Source organism: Vibrio sp. SCSIO 43155, assembly GCF_023716605.1.
GTDB lineage: Bacteria > Pseudomonadota > Gammaproteobacteria > Enterobacterales > Vibrionaceae > Vibrio > Vibrio harveyi.
Window position 1 is genome coordinate 2,604,644 of the sequence record NZ_CP071852.1, and the last position, 14,586, is coordinate 2,619,229.

General features: G+C 47.5%; 13 protein-coding genes. 1 reads left to right on the forward strand and 12 read right to left on the reverse strand.

Translation table 11 applies throughout. The annotated features are described in order from the left end of the window. Positions 1-92: 92 nt before the first annotated feature. From fliM to J4N44_RS12460, 3 genes are read right to left on the reverse strand one after another with little or no spacing between them, the layout of a single operon-like run. On the reverse strand, positions 93-1,139 hold the full coding sequence (gene fliM / locus J4N44_RS12450; protein ID WP_005448375.1) for a flagellar motor switch protein FliM: 1,047 nt from the start codon (positions 1,137-1,139) through the stop codon (positions 93-95). Between the two features lie 7 nt (positions 1,140-1,146). Then, the gene (gene fliL, locus J4N44_RS12455) at positions 1,147-1,647 is read right to left on the reverse strand and encodes a flagellar basal body-associated protein FliL (RefSeq protein ID WP_009696009.1); all 501 of its coding nucleotides are present in this window, start codon (positions 1,645-1,647) and stop codon (positions 1,147-1,149) included. 39 nt (positions 1,648-1,686) lie between these two features. Further along, positions 1,687-3,801: a flagellar hook-length control protein FliK gene (locus tag J4N44_RS12460; RefSeq protein ID WP_239969956.1), complete on the reverse strand. Its 2,115-nt coding sequence runs from the start codon at positions 3,799-3,801 to the stop codon at positions 1,687-1,689. A gap of 262 nt (positions 3,802-4,063) precedes the next feature. On the opposite strand from J4N44_RS12460, the gene J4N44_RS12465 reads away from it, so the two are divergent. Then, the gene (locus J4N44_RS12465) at positions 4,064-4,378 is read left to right on the forward strand and encodes an NIPSNAP family protein (protein WP_114092353.1); all 315 of its coding nucleotides are present in this window, start codon (positions 4,064-4,066) and stop codon (positions 4,376-4,378) included. Positions 4,379-4,406: 28 nt separating this feature from the next. On the opposite strand, the gene fliJ is transcribed toward J4N44_RS12465, so the two are convergent. The 9 genes from fliJ to J4N44_RS12510 all read right to left on the reverse strand — a co-directional run bounded on the left by fliJ (position 4,407) and on the right by J4N44_RS12510 (position 14,446). After that, positions 4,407-4,850 carry a flagellar export protein FliJ gene (gene fliJ / locus J4N44_RS12470; protein ID WP_005448369.1) on the reverse strand — a complete coding sequence of 148 codons (444 nt, stop codon included), beginning with the start codon at positions 4,848-4,850 and terminating at the stop codon, positions 4,407-4,409. 6 nt (positions 4,851-4,856) lie between these two features. Continuing rightward, positions 4,857-6,176 carry a flagellar protein export ATPase FliI gene (gene fliI / locus J4N44_RS12475; protein ID WP_005448368.1) on the reverse strand — a complete coding sequence of 440 codons (1,320 nt, stop codon included), beginning with the start codon at positions 6,174-6,176 and terminating at the stop codon, positions 4,857-4,859. Between the two features lie 3 nt (positions 6,177-6,179). After that, positions 6,180-6,980 (reverse strand): flagellar assembly protein FliH, encoded by an 801-nt coding sequence (gene fliH / locus J4N44_RS12480; RefSeq protein WP_005448367.1) that lies wholly within the window; start codon positions 6,978-6,980, stop codon positions 6,180-6,182. Between the two features lie 116 nt (positions 6,981-7,096). Further along, complete coding sequence (gene fliG, locus J4N44_RS12485) at positions 7,097-8,152, reverse strand: flagellar motor switch protein FliG (RefSeq protein ID WP_005448366.1); 1,056 nt, start codon at positions 8,150-8,152, stop codon at positions 7,097-7,099. After that, positions 8,145-9,887: a flagellar basal-body MS-ring/collar protein FliF gene (fliF, locus tag J4N44_RS12490; RefSeq protein ID WP_005448365.1), complete on the reverse strand. Its 1,743-nt coding sequence runs from the start codon at positions 9,885-9,887 to the stop codon at positions 8,145-8,147. The genes fliG and fliF overlap by 8 nt, the downstream gene beginning before the upstream one ends. A 14-nt stretch (positions 9,888-9,901) precedes the next feature. Further along, complete coding sequence (fliE, locus tag J4N44_RS12495) at positions 9,902-10,213, reverse strand: flagellar hook-basal body complex protein FliE (protein ID WP_005448364.1); 312 nt, start codon at positions 10,211-10,213, stop codon at positions 9,902-9,904. A gap of 126 nt (positions 10,214-10,339) precedes the next feature. Next, positions 10,340-11,749, reverse strand: a complete 1,410-nt coding sequence (locus J4N44_RS12500; protein ID WP_005448355.1) for a sigma-54-dependent transcriptional regulator — start codon at positions 11,747-11,749, stop codon at positions 10,340-10,342. After that, on the reverse strand, positions 11,749-12,786 hold the full coding sequence (locus J4N44_RS12505; protein WP_005448353.1) for a sensor histidine kinase: 1,038 nt from the start codon (positions 12,784-12,786) through the stop codon (positions 11,749-11,751). The genes J4N44_RS12500 and J4N44_RS12505 overlap by 1 nt, the downstream gene beginning before the upstream one ends. A gap of 193 nt (positions 12,787-12,979) precedes the next feature. Next, the gene (locus J4N44_RS12510) at positions 12,980-14,446 is read right to left on the reverse strand and encodes a sigma-54 dependent transcriptional regulator (RefSeq protein WP_005448351.1); all 1,467 of its coding nucleotides are present in this window, start codon (positions 14,444-14,446) and stop codon (positions 12,980-12,982) included. Between the last annotated feature and the right edge of the window lie 140 nt (positions 14,447-14,586).

Genomic DNA, 14,586 nt, shown 5'->3' on the forward strand with positions numbered 1-14,586 from the left:
CCTGTGTTAAACCTTACTTGCGCACTGTGAGCTTGCTTTGTCCCTGTTGTGTGAGTACTAGCAGCTGTTGCGACTTAGGGAGTAAGGATTTCTTAATCGTCTGTATCGTCGTCATTCTCAAGCTCAGACATAATGTCTTTACCTAAGAAGGCTAAATCGGTTTTCACTACGTGTGGGCGTTCAATTTCTTCAGAAACTTGCACCGCAAGCTTGTCGTCAGAGCGTCCCATCTTCACGCGGTAAGTCGGTAAATCTTCGATGAACATGGTCGCATGTTCTGGCATTTCAATCGGGATCACGTCGCCCGGTTGCAACTCCATCAAGTCACGTAGGGAGATGTCTTTCTCAAGCAGATTGACGCGGAAGTTAACCGGACAATCCATGATCTCTTCACGCAGTGCAGAGCTCCAACGAACGTCGGTTTCCATCTTGTCAGATTGAACACCAGCATCGAGCAACTCTCGAATAGGCTCAACCATTGAGTACGGCATCACCACATGGAAGTCACCACCGCCGCCATCCACTTCAATATGGAATGAGCTTACGACAATCACTTCAGTCGGGCTGACAATGTTCGCCATGCTTGGGTTTACTTCTGAATCAAGGTATTCAAATTCCACCCCCATGACCGGCGACCATGCTTCTTTGTAGTCTTCGAAAACAATCTTCAATAGAAGCTGGATGATGCGACGTTCAGTTGGGGTAAATTCACGACCTTCAATTTTGGCGTGGAAGCGACCATCACCGCCAAAGAAGTTTTCTACCAAGATGAAGACTAAACGCGCTTCCATGGTGATCAATGCCGTACCTTTTAGTGGACGGAAACGCACCATGTTCAAACTGGTTGGAACGTACAGAGTATTTTGGTATTCACCAAACTTCATCATCTGTACGCCGTTAATCGAGACCTCAGCGGTTTTACGTAACATGTTAAACAGGCTGATACGCATGTGTCGTGCAAAACGCTCGTTGATAAGTTCGAGCGTCGGCATTCGACCACGTACAATCCTGTCTTGAGACGAGAAATCGAAATTGACGGCACCTTCGGTGTCGTTATCTATGGGTTCATCAACGTCATCGACATCGTCAACCCCATGCAGAAGCGCATCAATCTCGTCTTGGCTTAATAGATCGGTCACGTTTTACCTATTGAATCACAAAATCTGTAAACAGTACTTTTTCAATCACTGGCTTACCAACAGCAGCATTGAGTGCAGCTTTGATATCGTCAGAAGCGCGGTCACGCAGCTCAACACGTCCCGTAGGGGAACGAAGCTGTTCAACGGTTGCCGATGCAAAAGTTGACAACAATGAACTCTCAATCAACGGAGAGTGGTAACGAGCTAATTGCTCATTTTCACTGCCACGCACCATCAATTGCGCTTTGATTTGTACCAGTCTGTCACGACGGTCGCCCGTCACATTAAAAATAAAGGGTTGTGCGATATTCACATAAGCGATCGGCTCAGCCGCTGTTTGCGCTTGTGCTTGCTCGGTCTGCTCCGCTTGCGCTGGCTCATCAGAGCCCATTAAGAAGAAAGCGGCGGCACCACCACCAACCAGCAAAACCACCACTGCGATAATGATGATCAGTAATTTACTTTTTCCTTTTGGCGCATCCGCACCTTGTAACTGTTCTTCTGCCATTACTGTCTCTTATTGTTCTGCTTTTTCTAGACCGCTATTTTATGCGTAAAAACTAATTCCATCACGCTTTGAAACGACATTCAAATCAAGATTCGTGTCGGCATCAAAGTTTTCATCTGACTGACCAGAAAATCCACGACCTTGCCCGCCTTGACCATTCTGTTCAGCATTTGCGTAACCACTTTGCTGCTGTCCACTGCTCTGCTGCTGTACAGAAGAATCCGCCAACTGCATACCTTGTTGTGCCAGCATCTCTCGAAGGCGTGGCATTGTCTGTTCGATCAAATCACGAGCCTGTGGATTCGCCACTGTAAAATGCACGTTAGCGAGATCGTTGTTCATTGTCATGCGAATTTGCATGCGCCCTAACTCAGGTGGGTCAAGACGAATATCGAGGTTTTTCAAGTTCTTCGACATCATCATTTGTACTTTTTCTGCCACCTGGTCATTAGCGAGCTCTTTGGTAAGCTGCAAAGGCAGTTGGGCTTGTTGAGCTGCATCCACTCGCGCTTGTTGCTGAGCCGTCACACCTTGTTGACCTGCTGCTGCTTGAAGTTGCCCCGCCAGTCCATGTTGTGGTTCTGGCTTATCTTGTTTACTGCTTGCTCCTTTTAGCGCACCGGCCGCAAGGCTCGCGTTCATAACTTTCTTACTTAACTCTGCGCTTGATGTTGCGTGCGCGGTCGGATTCATGCTTGCAGCAACCAAAGCTTCTGGCATAGCTGACATAGCAGCTTTATCAACATTGGTCGCCACGGCTGGCTGCGCAGTGGCTTGTGCGGCTGCGTGTTTAGCGTCCTGAGCAACAATATGATGTGCTTGCTGAGCCGCCACTGCTGATGCTGTAACACGAGCCGGAGTGTGGGCCACCTGATGCTCCACCATCGCAGCTTTAACATCACTTGGCAAGGCGACAAACTGAGCAAGATCTTGTTCTGGAATATCCGCAACCAACTCACCCGTTTTTAACCCTTCAATCACATCAATTTCTTGTTTTGAAAGTGGTTTACCTTGTGCCAGTTTGGTATCGATGATGTGTAATTCATCAAGCGTAATTCGTTTAACAGGTACCGCTTCTGCGTCACCAGATAAGCCTTGTTGTAGTGCAGCCGAAGCGGTTAGTGCTTCAGCACCAGCAAATACTTCAGAGCCTTGCATTGTTTGAGGTTGCACGCCTTGCGCAACGACTTGACCATTCACTGCGGCTTGCGTAGTTGCATTCACCGTTGCTTCCGTATGGGCAGCTTGCGCACTAGGTGAATTCCAATCAATTTGCGCAGAAGCTTGAGCACTTGTTTGTTGTTGCACTAGGTTTGAGGCTTGTTGCTCAGTCATGTCTTTAGAAGCAACGACGACAGGCTTACCATTAGCATCGAATACGACCTTCTCATTACCAGTCGAAGAAACTGCTTCCCCTTGCTGGACAGACCCAGCAGCAAGAATCGCCTGCTGCTCAGGAGTGAGTGGTACACTTTGCGCCTTATCGTTCCCTGTTTGTGTAACATTAAGTTCTGGTGGCAAGGCTTTGCCGCTATCAACTGAAGACTCAGTAGGTTTAAGAGTCTGGTTGGCCTGTTCTATACGACCAAGAAGTTGCTCACCTTCTCCCATCGCGTTTTTTACATGAGCACTTTGAGCTTGTTCTGTATCAGCAACTTTTACGTTTTGAGTTTGGCTTGTCGTTGATGATGTAGCCTGAGCCGATACAGACTCAGACCCGTCTTCACTTTTCACAACATGCCCGTCTACCGACGAATTTACCGCAGCCACTGTTGCTGCCGAGCCTGGTTTTTCTGAATTGGCAGCTTGCTCATTATCTGCCCCCTCTGACGACTTCGTTGACTGATTATGTGTCAGCAGCGCATCGGTGGACTCTGACGATGTTGTTTTTTCACCGTCTGCCACGACTTTTTCTTGGCTCTCACCTTCTGAGCTTACCGATGCTACCTTTGCAGCGTCATCTGTGGTTTCTGCCGAAGCTTCTGACGCATCAGGTTTTGCGACGGCTTTTTCTGATTTTTGTGAATCGGTAAACACCCCTGCTAAGGTTTCAAAAAAACCTTTGCTTTCAGGGTCTTCTGCAGCAACTTTATTCGAAGAATCGGAAACCGAGACCTTACTGGTTGCAGAAACATTGGATAAATTCACATTCATATAGAAACTCTCGTTATCGGCAGCGTTGAGCATGGCGCTGTCGGATTGCTCATTGGCGGCAAACTTGGGTCATGAGACCCGTTACTGTCGGTTAAATTGCAAAAATCACGCCAACCTATAGTGTGGAATTTCTGACGGAGCAAAGAAGGGATACGGATGGAACAAAGATCAAACTTGCCGTAAATCTAGTGGTTTTATTAATTTGACTGCGGAGTCGTTGAGGAGTAAATAAAAAACCTCGCTCAACCTTTAAGGAATCGCTTTGAAAGTCACAGAATTACGCCAATACAAAATCAAAACTGGCAAAACAGAGCAATGGTTAATGTGGATGAAGAACGAGTTACTTCCCTATCAACGCTCCAAAGGCATGCGCGTATTAAACACGTATGTTCATACAGGCGAAGATGGACATGACTACTTTGTTTGGCTGCGCGAATTTGACAGTGAACAAGCACGCCAATCACTTTACGCCGAAACCTACAACGAGTGGTGGATTCGAGAAATTCGACCAAAAGTGTTTGAGTTAATTGAGCAAGATTCCGTCAAAGTGACCTTGTTGGAATCGGTAGAAATGTAATCTACGCCAACATCGAGAGTAAGAACATTTAGAATCGTTGCGGTTTCCGGCTGTACAGTAAGGTAGAAAACTCATCCATCTGCTTTTGTTCGCGCTTGGCTTCCGCAATTTGCTTTTCCTTCTCGCGCTTTTCGATCATCCACTCATAAGACATACGCTCTTTACGCATGTTTAACCAGTAATCTTGGCAGTTAACCACCTGTTCTTTAAAGTGGCTTTCAGCTTGCTTTTGTTTGGAAAGCGTTTCATCAAGCTGGGTTAAAAAGCGATTCAAGTGACCGTATTGGCTCGCAGTGAGTCCTGCCATACCACGATCTACCAGTTGCTGGCAGTAATCTAAACGGTACTTTTCAATCTGCTCAACTTGGCGGTAATAATCTTCTAGCTCTGTGCGGGCTTTATTGAGCGCTAATACTGCTTGGTCTTCGCGCTCTTTTGCCTGATCAAGTAAGAACTCCATGGCGTTATTCATGCGCTATTACCCACCCAAGATGCTCTTCAACATATTGACACACATGTCATAAGGCACAGACTCTTTCATGCGTTGCTGCAAGTATTCATCCAATTTTGGCTTAAGGGTAAACGCGCCATCGATAGCAGGATCAGTACCCGGTTTGTAAGCGCCAATCGATACCAGATCTTGGTTCTTACGGCAAATCGACAACACCTGACGGACCGCTTTCGACATCAATACATGCTCTTCAGTGGTGATTTGCGGCATAACACGGCTCACCGATTTCTCTACATCAATGGCTGGATAATGACCTGCATCCGCCATTTCACGAGACAACACAATGTGACCATCTAGGATCGCACGTGATGCATCGGCGATCGGATCTTGCAGATCGTCGCCTTCGGTCAAAACAGTAAAGAAAGCGGTAATTGATCCTTGATCATCACCACCATTACCAGCGCGTTCCACCAGCGCTGGCAGTTTAGCAAATACCGAAGGCGGATAACCTTTGGTTGCAGGCGGCTCACCCACAGACAATGCAATCTCACGCTGTGCTTGAGCAAAACGCGTCAGAGAGTCCATTAGTAGGAGAACATCTAGTCCTTGGTCACGGAAGTATTCGGCAATCGTCAGTGCCGTTTGACAGCCTTTCAAACGCATCAAAGGAGAAGCATCGGCAGGTGCAGCCACCACCACAGAACGGCGGCGTCCATCTTCACCCAAAATCTCTTCGATGAATTCTTTTACTTCGCGTCCACGTTCACCAATCAGACCAACGACAACGACTTGTGCTGTCGTGCCTCGCGTCATCATACCGAGTGTGACCGATTTACCAACACCCGAACCAGCAAACAGACCGATACGTTGGCCTTTACCTACGGTCAACAAACCGTTAATGGCTTTTAAGCCGACATCAAGCGGCTCAGAAATAGGTTTACGTGCTAGGGGGTTTATTGGTTCGGCATTGAACGAAGCTCGATGCTCCGTGTAAAGAGGACCAAGACCATCAAGTGGGTTGCCCACACCATCAATCACACGCCCAAGCAGTTCCATTCCGACTGGCAAACCGGCTTCACTGGTTAACGGCGTCACTTTCGCGCCCGGTAAAATGCCCGTGATTTGCTCACTCGGCATTAAGAAAAGGTTATCACCAGAAAAGCCCACGACCTCTGCTTCCATATGACCGGACATGGTCTCGACTAGACACAAACTACCAATCGGAGCACGACAGCCTGTCGCCTCTAAGGTCAAGCCTACAACGCGAACGAGCTTGCCTGAAGCAACTGGGCGCGTGGTTAGCCCTTCGATTTTGTAGTTTTTTAAACGGTCAGCCAAGGCTTGCATGGATTACTCGCCCCCTTGATGGCGGTTTGCACCACAGAAGCTGTTCAACACACTTTTCACGCGTTCTTCCATACGATAGTTGATGCTCGATTCGCCAGCAGCAATCTGTACGTCGCCACGGTTTAATGACGGCTCAGCCACCAAAGTCCAGTTACGACAATCAAGTTCTTCTTCACCGTATGCAGAGCGAATGATCGCAACATCATCAGGGTTCAGGTGCAAGGTGATTGGGTGACCAGAAATTGGAAGTGCTTCAACTGACTGCTTTACGGTATCGAGAATAATTTGAGGGTTGGTTTGCACTTCCACGTGCACCACTTCTTTAACTAGGCATAGCACCATGTCGACCAATTGTTTTTCAACCTGAGCATTCATCAACTCCAAAGGTTGAGCGAACTGGTTTGCCAAGTTCATAAAGGTTTCCACTTGCTGCTGGATATATTCTTGTCCAGCCGTTACACCTTCGGCTTTGCCCAGTTCCAGACCTTCTGCATGACCAGCTTGAACGCCTTCTTCTTTACCTTTGTCGTAACCTTGCTTAAAACCCGCTTCTTGACCTTGATAGAGACCTTCTTGATAAGCGCCTTGCTTGATCAGTTCAATCTGTTCTTCTGTCAGTTCAAGCGCTTGTTCTTCTTCCGGCTCGTCAAAGTTTGGTACCCAACTCGGATCGTAGTTAAACGCAGTTTGCTTGGCTTGCTTTGCTTTTGGCTCGCCATAATCAGGCAAGCCCCAGCGCTGAGGTTCGATCATCGCATCGTCTTCATCAGGACGGATAAATCCACGTTTTCTATCGCCAGCCATGCTTAACCTACAATCTGTTTATGTTGAAACTTATGTTGAAAATAAAGTGCGTTATTTAAGGAAGTGCTTGCTCCTTTTCTCCCCAGCTTGAAGGAAGAAAAGGAACGAAGAAATGATTATAAGAACTCGTCCGCGCCACCAGATAGCATGATCTCGCCAGCATCTGCCATACGACGAGCAATTGCCAGGATCTCTTTTTGCGCCGCTTCTACGTCTGCTACGCGAACTGGCGGCATTGCTTCGATATCGTCGCGCATCATCTCAGCTGCACGTTTAGACATGTTCTTGAAGACTTTCTCACGTAGAGAGTCGTCGGCACCTTTAAGTGCACGCTGTAGGACATCTTGAGGAACGTCACGCAGCAACTTCTGAATGCCTTGGTCGTCCACTTCCACCAAGTTCTCGAATACGAACATAAGATCTTGAATTTGTGTCGCCATGTCTTCGTCTTGGTCGCGAATTTGCTCCATCAAGATACCTTCGACGTTGTTGTCTAGGTAGTTCATGATTTCTGCTGCTGCCTTCAGACCGCCAATCTTCGCGGCTTGCGCACCCGCTTGACCTGCGAACTGTTTCTCCATGATCTCGTTCAGCTCTGCCAGTGCCGATGGCTGAACTTCTTCTAGGTTGGCAATACGCATCATCAGATCTAGACGCACACGCTCTGGGAACTGAGAAAGAATTTCTGCAGACTGATCCGCTTCCAAGTACGAAAGCACGATGGTTTGGATTTGCGGGTGCTCGTTGACAATGATGCTTGCCACTTGGCGAGGGTCCATCCATTTAAGTGAATCCAGACCTTTCGAGCCTGTACCCAGTAGGATTTGATCAACCAAGTTGTTTGCTTTGTCTTCACCCAGAGCAGCCACCAGCGCATTACGCATAAAGTCTTCGCTGCCCATACCGATGTTGGTGTATTTCTGGATGTCTTCTAAAAACGCGCGGTGCACACCAGACACTTTGTCTTGGCTTAGATCTTTAGCACGTGCCATCGCACTACCAACACGTTGAACTTGTTTTGGTTCTAAGTGACGAATAATGCCGGCGGCATCACCTTCATTCAGGCTGAGCAGCAAGATCGCCGCTTTTTCTTCGCCTGTCATGCTAGAGACATCAAACTCTGCAGGAACGCCTGCGCCGTTTTCATCTTGAGGTACGATATCGTTAGCCATTTTCGTTCATCCAGTTTTTCACAACTTGAGCAGCAAGCTCTGGCTCATTCGCCACCAGAGCACGCACTGCTTTGAGTACATCTTCATCTTTGTGAAGGTTAGGTAAATCGATGCTTGAGCCAAACTCAAACAGTTCACCGCTTTCGATGTCGCTACCAATTAGGCTGGTTTCGCCATCCGCACCAATTGGCAAGCCATCTGGTCCGTACATTTCGTCTTCGTCGTTGTTGGCTGGGTTGAGCAGTTTCTTCATTGCTGGGCGAACCAGTACCAAGATAACCACGATGATCACCAACGCGCTTGCAAACCAACGAACCCAATCGTTGAAGTTTGGATGCTCCCAAATTGGTGGATCAACCATTTGCTCAAGCTCTGGTTCAGCAAACTTGACGCTCAGAACGTTGAGTAAGTCACCACGACTTTGATCGAAACCAACCGTGCCGATCAGAACTTGGCGAATTGCATTAATTTCAGATTCAGACAATGGTGTATAAGTCACTTCACCAGTATCAGGATTCACGGTACGGCGGTCTTTGATCGCAACAGAAACCGTTTGACGAGCCAGCGTACCGGTTTGCTTACGTTCATGACTGATCGTGGTATCAAGCTCAAAGTTACGCGTTGATTCTTTACGTACCGAACCCTGACCAGTCAATGTGCCGTCTTTCATTTGCGCCACATCTTGAGGAATAGACGCATCCGCTGGCGGCTGGTTGCTCAATGCACCAGGAATGCCCGCGACCATGTTGCCATTGTTGTAATCTTCTAGCGCGTATTCGCTACGGGTTGCCGGAGTATTCGGATCGAAATTCTTACGGGTTTGCTCAACAGTACTGAAATCCATTTGGATATCCACCTGAGCGGTGTAGTTACCGAAGCCCAAAATAGGCAGAAGCACAGAATCGATTTTCTCACGCAGGGCTTGCTCTTGGCTTCGCTCTAGCTCTTGCTCTTTACGACGAGCCGCAGACGCAGGGTCTTGAGAACCCGAGCTAAGCAGGCGACCGTGTTGATCGGTTACCGTAATACGAGAGGTCTTCATGCCCGGAACAGCACTCGCGACCATATCGACGATAGAATCCACTTCTTGCTGTTTAAGGTTCGCACCTGTGGAGAGCGTCAAAAATACCGAAGCAGACGCTTCTTGGTTGTGGCGAACAAACACACTGTGTTTTGGCAGGGCAAGCAGCACACGAGCTTTACGTACCTGCTTCATCTCTTCAATCGCTTGAGCCAGTTGGCGTTCACGGCTGAGCTTCAAACGTTCTTGTTCCAAACGCTGTGATACACCAAAGCCCATATCTTGCAACAGAATATCATCGCCCGCCGCCGTCGCTTGGTTTACACCAGCACGCACCATGCCGAGCTTGATCGAGTTATAATCACTCGCTTCTACCGAAATGGTATTACCATCTAGCTTGTAATTGATTTTTTGCTGGTCGAGGTAGTCCAGCACAGGGATCAGTTCTTCCGTTTCGTAAGCACCTAATGGGCGCATTTCCGGCTCTTTCACCCAGAAGAACAGCATCACGATCAGCGCAACACAGATAGAGATAGACAGCACTAACACGACCTGACGAAGTAAATCGAGGTCGCCTACTGCCATATCGAATTTTGACGCACTGCGCTCTTCAAGATCTGGGTTTTGGCTTTCCACATCCAGATCTGAGCCAGCAATCAGTGCACCATCTGCGCCGCCATCAGTGACGGTTAAATCTGTAGACTTGTCTGCCACACTTATTACCTAAATTACACTGGCATATTCATGAGATCCTTATAGGACTCAACGAGCTTGTTGCGGATTTGAACAGTGGCATCGAAAGCAACACTGGACTTGTTACGAGCAATCATAACGTCAGAAAGGGAAACATCGGCATCACCACGATCAAAACGCGTTTGCAGGTCACCCGATGCTTTTTGAAGTGAGTTTACGTTATTGATGGCTTTTGTTAGGAGATCACCAAAATCTGCACCAACTTTCGCGCCTGTCGCCGTAGGAGCAGTGTTACTCGCTTCCACCATCATGGCGCGCATTTCTGCCTGAATACCATCAACCTTCATTGTCACCTCTAAGCCAAAAGTTTGACTATTAACTAAAACTGATTATTGACACAGCAATTACTGTGCCATAAGACAATAGTGCCGTAGTTTACCCACACTTTCGTCTTATGGCTATTTATGTGATTACTAAGCCGGAATATCGATACCAGCGTCACGCATTTTAGCAAGTTTGTAGCGCAGAGTTCGTGGGCTAATACCCAGTTTTTCTGCCATTTCTTTACGACGTCCGTTACATTCGATCAATGTTTCCAAAATAATGGCGTATTCTTGGTCACGGAGTTCCCCGCCTAGACCTTCACCACCAGACGCTACTCGGTTGATTGGCTCAGCTTGTGCGACTGGCTTGACATCCGGTACGACCATTTCTGCATTCTGAACAACATGTTGCAGACTGTTTGCATCTTGCCAATCTACACCTTCTAGCAAAATATGTTCAGCATCTATGTCACCGTTTTCACTCAAAATCAACGCACGTTGAACCACATTATCCAGCTCACGAACGTTACCCGGCCATGGGTATTGAAGCAGCTTATCTAATGCAACTTGAGAGAACTTAGGCACAGGCATACCCATCTTGCTGCAATGGCGCTCAGCAAGATGCTGCGCAAGTGGCGAGATGTCACCTTTACGTTCGCAGAGTGCTGGCCATGCGATTGGGAAAACATTCAAACGGTAGTACAAGTCTTCACGGAAGTTTCCTTCTGAAACGTACTGTTTAAGATCGCGGTTGCTGGTTGCAAGTACGCGAACATCAAGCTTGATACTCTTACGACTGCCCAGACGCTCCACTTCACGCTCTTGTAAAACACGTAGTAACTTCGCTTGCAGACTCAAGTCCATCTCGCTGATTTCATCTAGCAAGATGGTACCGCCTTGTGCTTGTTCGAATTTGCCTGGACAAGCTTGAACTGCCCCAGTGAAGGCTCCTTTTTCGTAGCCAAACAGCGTCGCTTCAAGCATGTTATCTGGGATCGCAGCGCAGTTAATGGCAACAAATGGACCATCTTTACGGTTTGAAGCGTTGTGAATGTAACGCGACATAACCTCTTTACCAGAACCGCTAGGACCTAAGATCATAACGTTGGCATCAGTGCGCGCTACTTTGTCAGCTAGAGCAAGCAGACGCAGACTTTTCTCATCTGCAACTACCGCGTCACCATTGTCGTCACTTTTAATTGGCGCGTAGCGACTTACCATGTTGAGCAAGACTTCTGGTGCAAATGGCTTCGCCATGTAATCAATCGCACCTTCTTTCATTGCCGACACGGCGTCTTCAATGTTTGCATAAGCCGTCATAAGCAGAACGGGCATATTTGGCCAATTCTGTTTGATATTACGGAGCAGCGCTAAGCCACCCATACCTGCCATTTGTACATCTGAAACTACGATGTCTACCGCGTTCGACTTCAGTTTCACCAAAGCGTCTTCTGCACAATCGGCTTCTAACCACTCATACCCAGCCAGAGCCAGAGTATCCACTAGGGCTTCACGAAGACCTTCATCGTCTTCTACGATCAGCACTTTGCTTTGCGCCATTATGATTCTCCAGTATGTGCTTGCACTCGCTCTAGCGGAATGCACATGGTAAAGCAGGCTCCATCACCCTGCTCTGAAATGAGTTCCAATCGACCGTCATGGGCACGGCAAACCATTTGAACAACAGCAAGTCCCAACCCCGTTCCTTGAGAACGCGTGGTAAAGAAGGGCTCCATAATTTTGGCTTGTAGTTCTTTTGGTATACCCGGTCCGCTGTCTTGCACAGAAATGCGCAGTTCACCGTTTACCGGGCGGAAAAAGACATCAATTTGCGATTCTTTGCCTGACATCTGAATCGCGTTCATCACTAAGTTACTCAATGCTGAAGCAATGGCATTCGCGTTACCTAATAGCTCAGTCTGCTCTTCCTCAACTTCTAGGAAGTAATCGATGCTGTTGTTTTTCAGTGCGGTTTCCACCATGGGCTGATATTCAGCCACCAGCTGAGCAATGTTAAATGGCTTAATGACTTTATTATCACCACCTTTGGCAAAAAGCAGCATATCATTAACCTGCTTCTCCAAATCGTGCAGTCGATCCATTAATTTGCTCTGAAATCGCTCTCTTGTCGCAGGAGGGAGATTCGGCGCACCTAAATTTGATGCATATAACATCGCACTTGATAAAGGCGTTCTAACTTGATGAGCGAGCGACGCCACCATACGACCGAGTGATGACAAACGTTGTAAGTCACTCACGCGAGATTGCAGTAAGCGGGTTTCTGTTAGGTCAGTGATCAGGATAAGCTGACCCGTCGCCGAGGCAGAGATGGCCAAACGCACTTTGCGACCATTGCGCAGTGAAATTTCATGACCATCATCTTCACGCGGATCAAAAACCGCTTGGATGATGTTGAACCATTTCTCGTTGACTAATGGAATCTCAAGAATTCGATGCGCTTCCGGGTTGGCTTCACGGACCACTCCGTGCGTGTCTAACAAGATCACGCCAGCCGGCATTACGTCCAGAACCTGTTTATAACGCTCTACCTGATTCTCTACTGAGTCTAAATGGGATTGGTTAGTGTTGTTGTCCATTCACTGCCTGTCGAATTGTCGCCACTTACAAACTAAAATAGCTTGGTAAGCAATTAGCGTACCAAGCTATTTTCTATATTTATCATAGCGTTATGCGAACGACAAGAAGTTGACACTAGGAAAATGGTGCTTTCGTTATCAGAAAAGATAACCAATCACCGTTGAAAGTGTGAACTTTGGCTATCAGATAAACCTAGCGCTGTAGGTTGTATTTACGCATTTTCTCAACCAATGTCGTACGACGCATACCGAGCATATCTGCCGCTCGTGCCACTACACCGCCTTGCGCTTCTAACGCTTGGCTGATCATGTTGACCTCCATATCGGCTAGCAACTCTTTCAAGTTGACTCCTTCCGGTGGCAGTGCTTGAGGAGCATTCATGTTGTGGTCAAGATCGCTCTGCTCTTCAAAGCTGAAGTTTTCAGAGAAGATATCTTGGAATACATCACGCTCTTGCTCTTCCACTGTTGTGAATGGGTTCCCTTCAGGTTGGAACTCAGGAATATCACTGTAGCGGTATTTAGTCGGAAGATGATTCACGTCGACCAAGCTATTCGGGTATAGGATCACCATACGCTCAACAAGGTTAGCAAGTTCACGTACGTTACCTGGCCAGTTGTGTTCCATCAGCGAGTTGATAGCACGAGGAGTGAAGCAAATTGGTTGTCCGCCTTCAGCTTCAAGACGCGTCATTAGCTCTTGCAGCAGCAAAGGAATGTCTTGCTTACGCGCTTTTAGCGCAGGCATTTCAATTGGGAATACATTCAAGCGGTAAAAGAGGTCTTCACGGAACGTGCCATCGTCGATCATGGTTTCTAGATCACGGTGAGTTGCAGCTACAACACGAACGTTTACTTTGATCGTCGTATTGCCACCAACACGCTCAAAGCAGCGCTCTTGCAATACGCGCAACAGCTTCACTTGCATAGACATTGGCATATCACCAATCTCATCAAGGAAGATCGTGCCACCTTCTGCTAATTCAAAACGACCTTTACGTGCCGTTAAAGCTCCGGTAAATGCACCTTTTTCATGACCAAACAGCTCACTTTCTAAAAGCTCTGGTGGGATCGCACCACAGTTAATTGGCACAAACGGACCGTTGCGGTAAGCAGAATGATAATGGATATTGCGCGCCACCACTTCTTTACCTGTCCCTGATTCACCCAAGATCAAGACGTTTGCCTCTGTACCTGATACTTGTTCAATCAAATGACGAACTTCTTGGATACCACGGCTTTGACCAACGAGACTGCGGAAAAGAGTGTTTTTGCGAGCACTTGCAACAACGTTCACACCTTTGCGACCAAGAAAGTCTTTGCAGTGACGTAACGCTTCGCTAAGTTGCGGGTAGTTTAGAGGTTGCTCTAATTCACCGACAAAATTTGGCAAGTCATCAACAGGCAATGGGAAAGAGCCCATGACGAGAAGAGGGATATGGTACGCTTCGTTGAGTTGTGTCATTACTGCTGTCGCAGCCTGACCGGCAGAGATGTTAGCCACAATACAACCTGACCAAACACTAGACCAGTCTACATCGCCTAGCTGATCAGAACTGACAGCTTCGCAACTTTCTCCAACAAATTCCAATATATTGCTTATATTTAAACGACTTGGTGCGTCGTCATCGATTACAAGCAGCTTTGCCAAACCTTGCATAAGTAAGAATGATTGCCTTTATTATGGGGTTGTTGCGGCCAGACCTTGATTTGCGCAATTGAGTGTCAGAAAAGGTGGGACCACTCTCAATTAACGATAGACAAAATAGGAAAATCAGCAACAAAAAAAAGCCATTAGGG

What these genes read in the sequence shown, in the direction of transcription:
- fliL (WP_009696009.1), bottom strand. Translation starts at nt 1,647, where the DNA reads ATGGCAGAAGAACAGTTACAAGGTGCGGATGCGCCAAAAGGAAAAAGT.
- J4N44_RS12460 (WP_239969956.1), bottom strand. Translation starts at nt 3,801, where the DNA reads ATGAATGTGAATTTATCCAATGTTTCTGCAACCAGTAAGGTCTCGGTT.
- fliJ (WP_005448369.1), bottom strand. Translation starts at nt 4,850, where the DNA reads ATGAATAACGCCATGGAGTTCTTACTTGATCAGGCAAAAGAGCGCGAA.
- fliI (WP_005448368.1), bottom strand. Translation starts at nt 6,176, where the DNA reads ATGCAAGCCTTGGCTGACCGTTTAAAAAACTACAAAATCGAAGGGCTA.
- fliH (WP_005448367.1), bottom strand. Translation starts at nt 6,980, where the DNA reads ATGGCTGGCGATAGAAAACGTGGATTTATCCGTCCTGATGAAGACGAT.
- fliG (WP_005448366.1), bottom strand. Translation starts at nt 8,152, where the DNA reads ATGGCTAACGATATCGTACCTCAAGATGAAAACGGCGCAGGCGTTCCT.
- fliE (WP_005448364.1), bottom strand. Translation starts at nt 10,213, where the DNA reads ATGAAGGTTGATGGTATTCAGGCAGAAATGCGCGCCATGATGGTGGAA.
- J4N44_RS12500 (WP_005448355.1), bottom strand. Translation starts at nt 11,749, where the DNA reads ATGGCGCAAAGCAAAGTGCTGATCGTAGAAGACGATGAAGGTCTTCGT.
- J4N44_RS12505 (WP_005448353.1), bottom strand. Translation starts at nt 12,786, where the DNA reads ATGGACAACAACACTAACCAATCCCATTTAGACTCAGTAGAGAATCAG.
- J4N44_RS12510 (WP_005448351.1), bottom strand. Translation starts at nt 14,446, where the DNA reads ATGCAAGGTTTGGCAAAGCTGCTTGTAATCGATGACGACGCACCAAGT.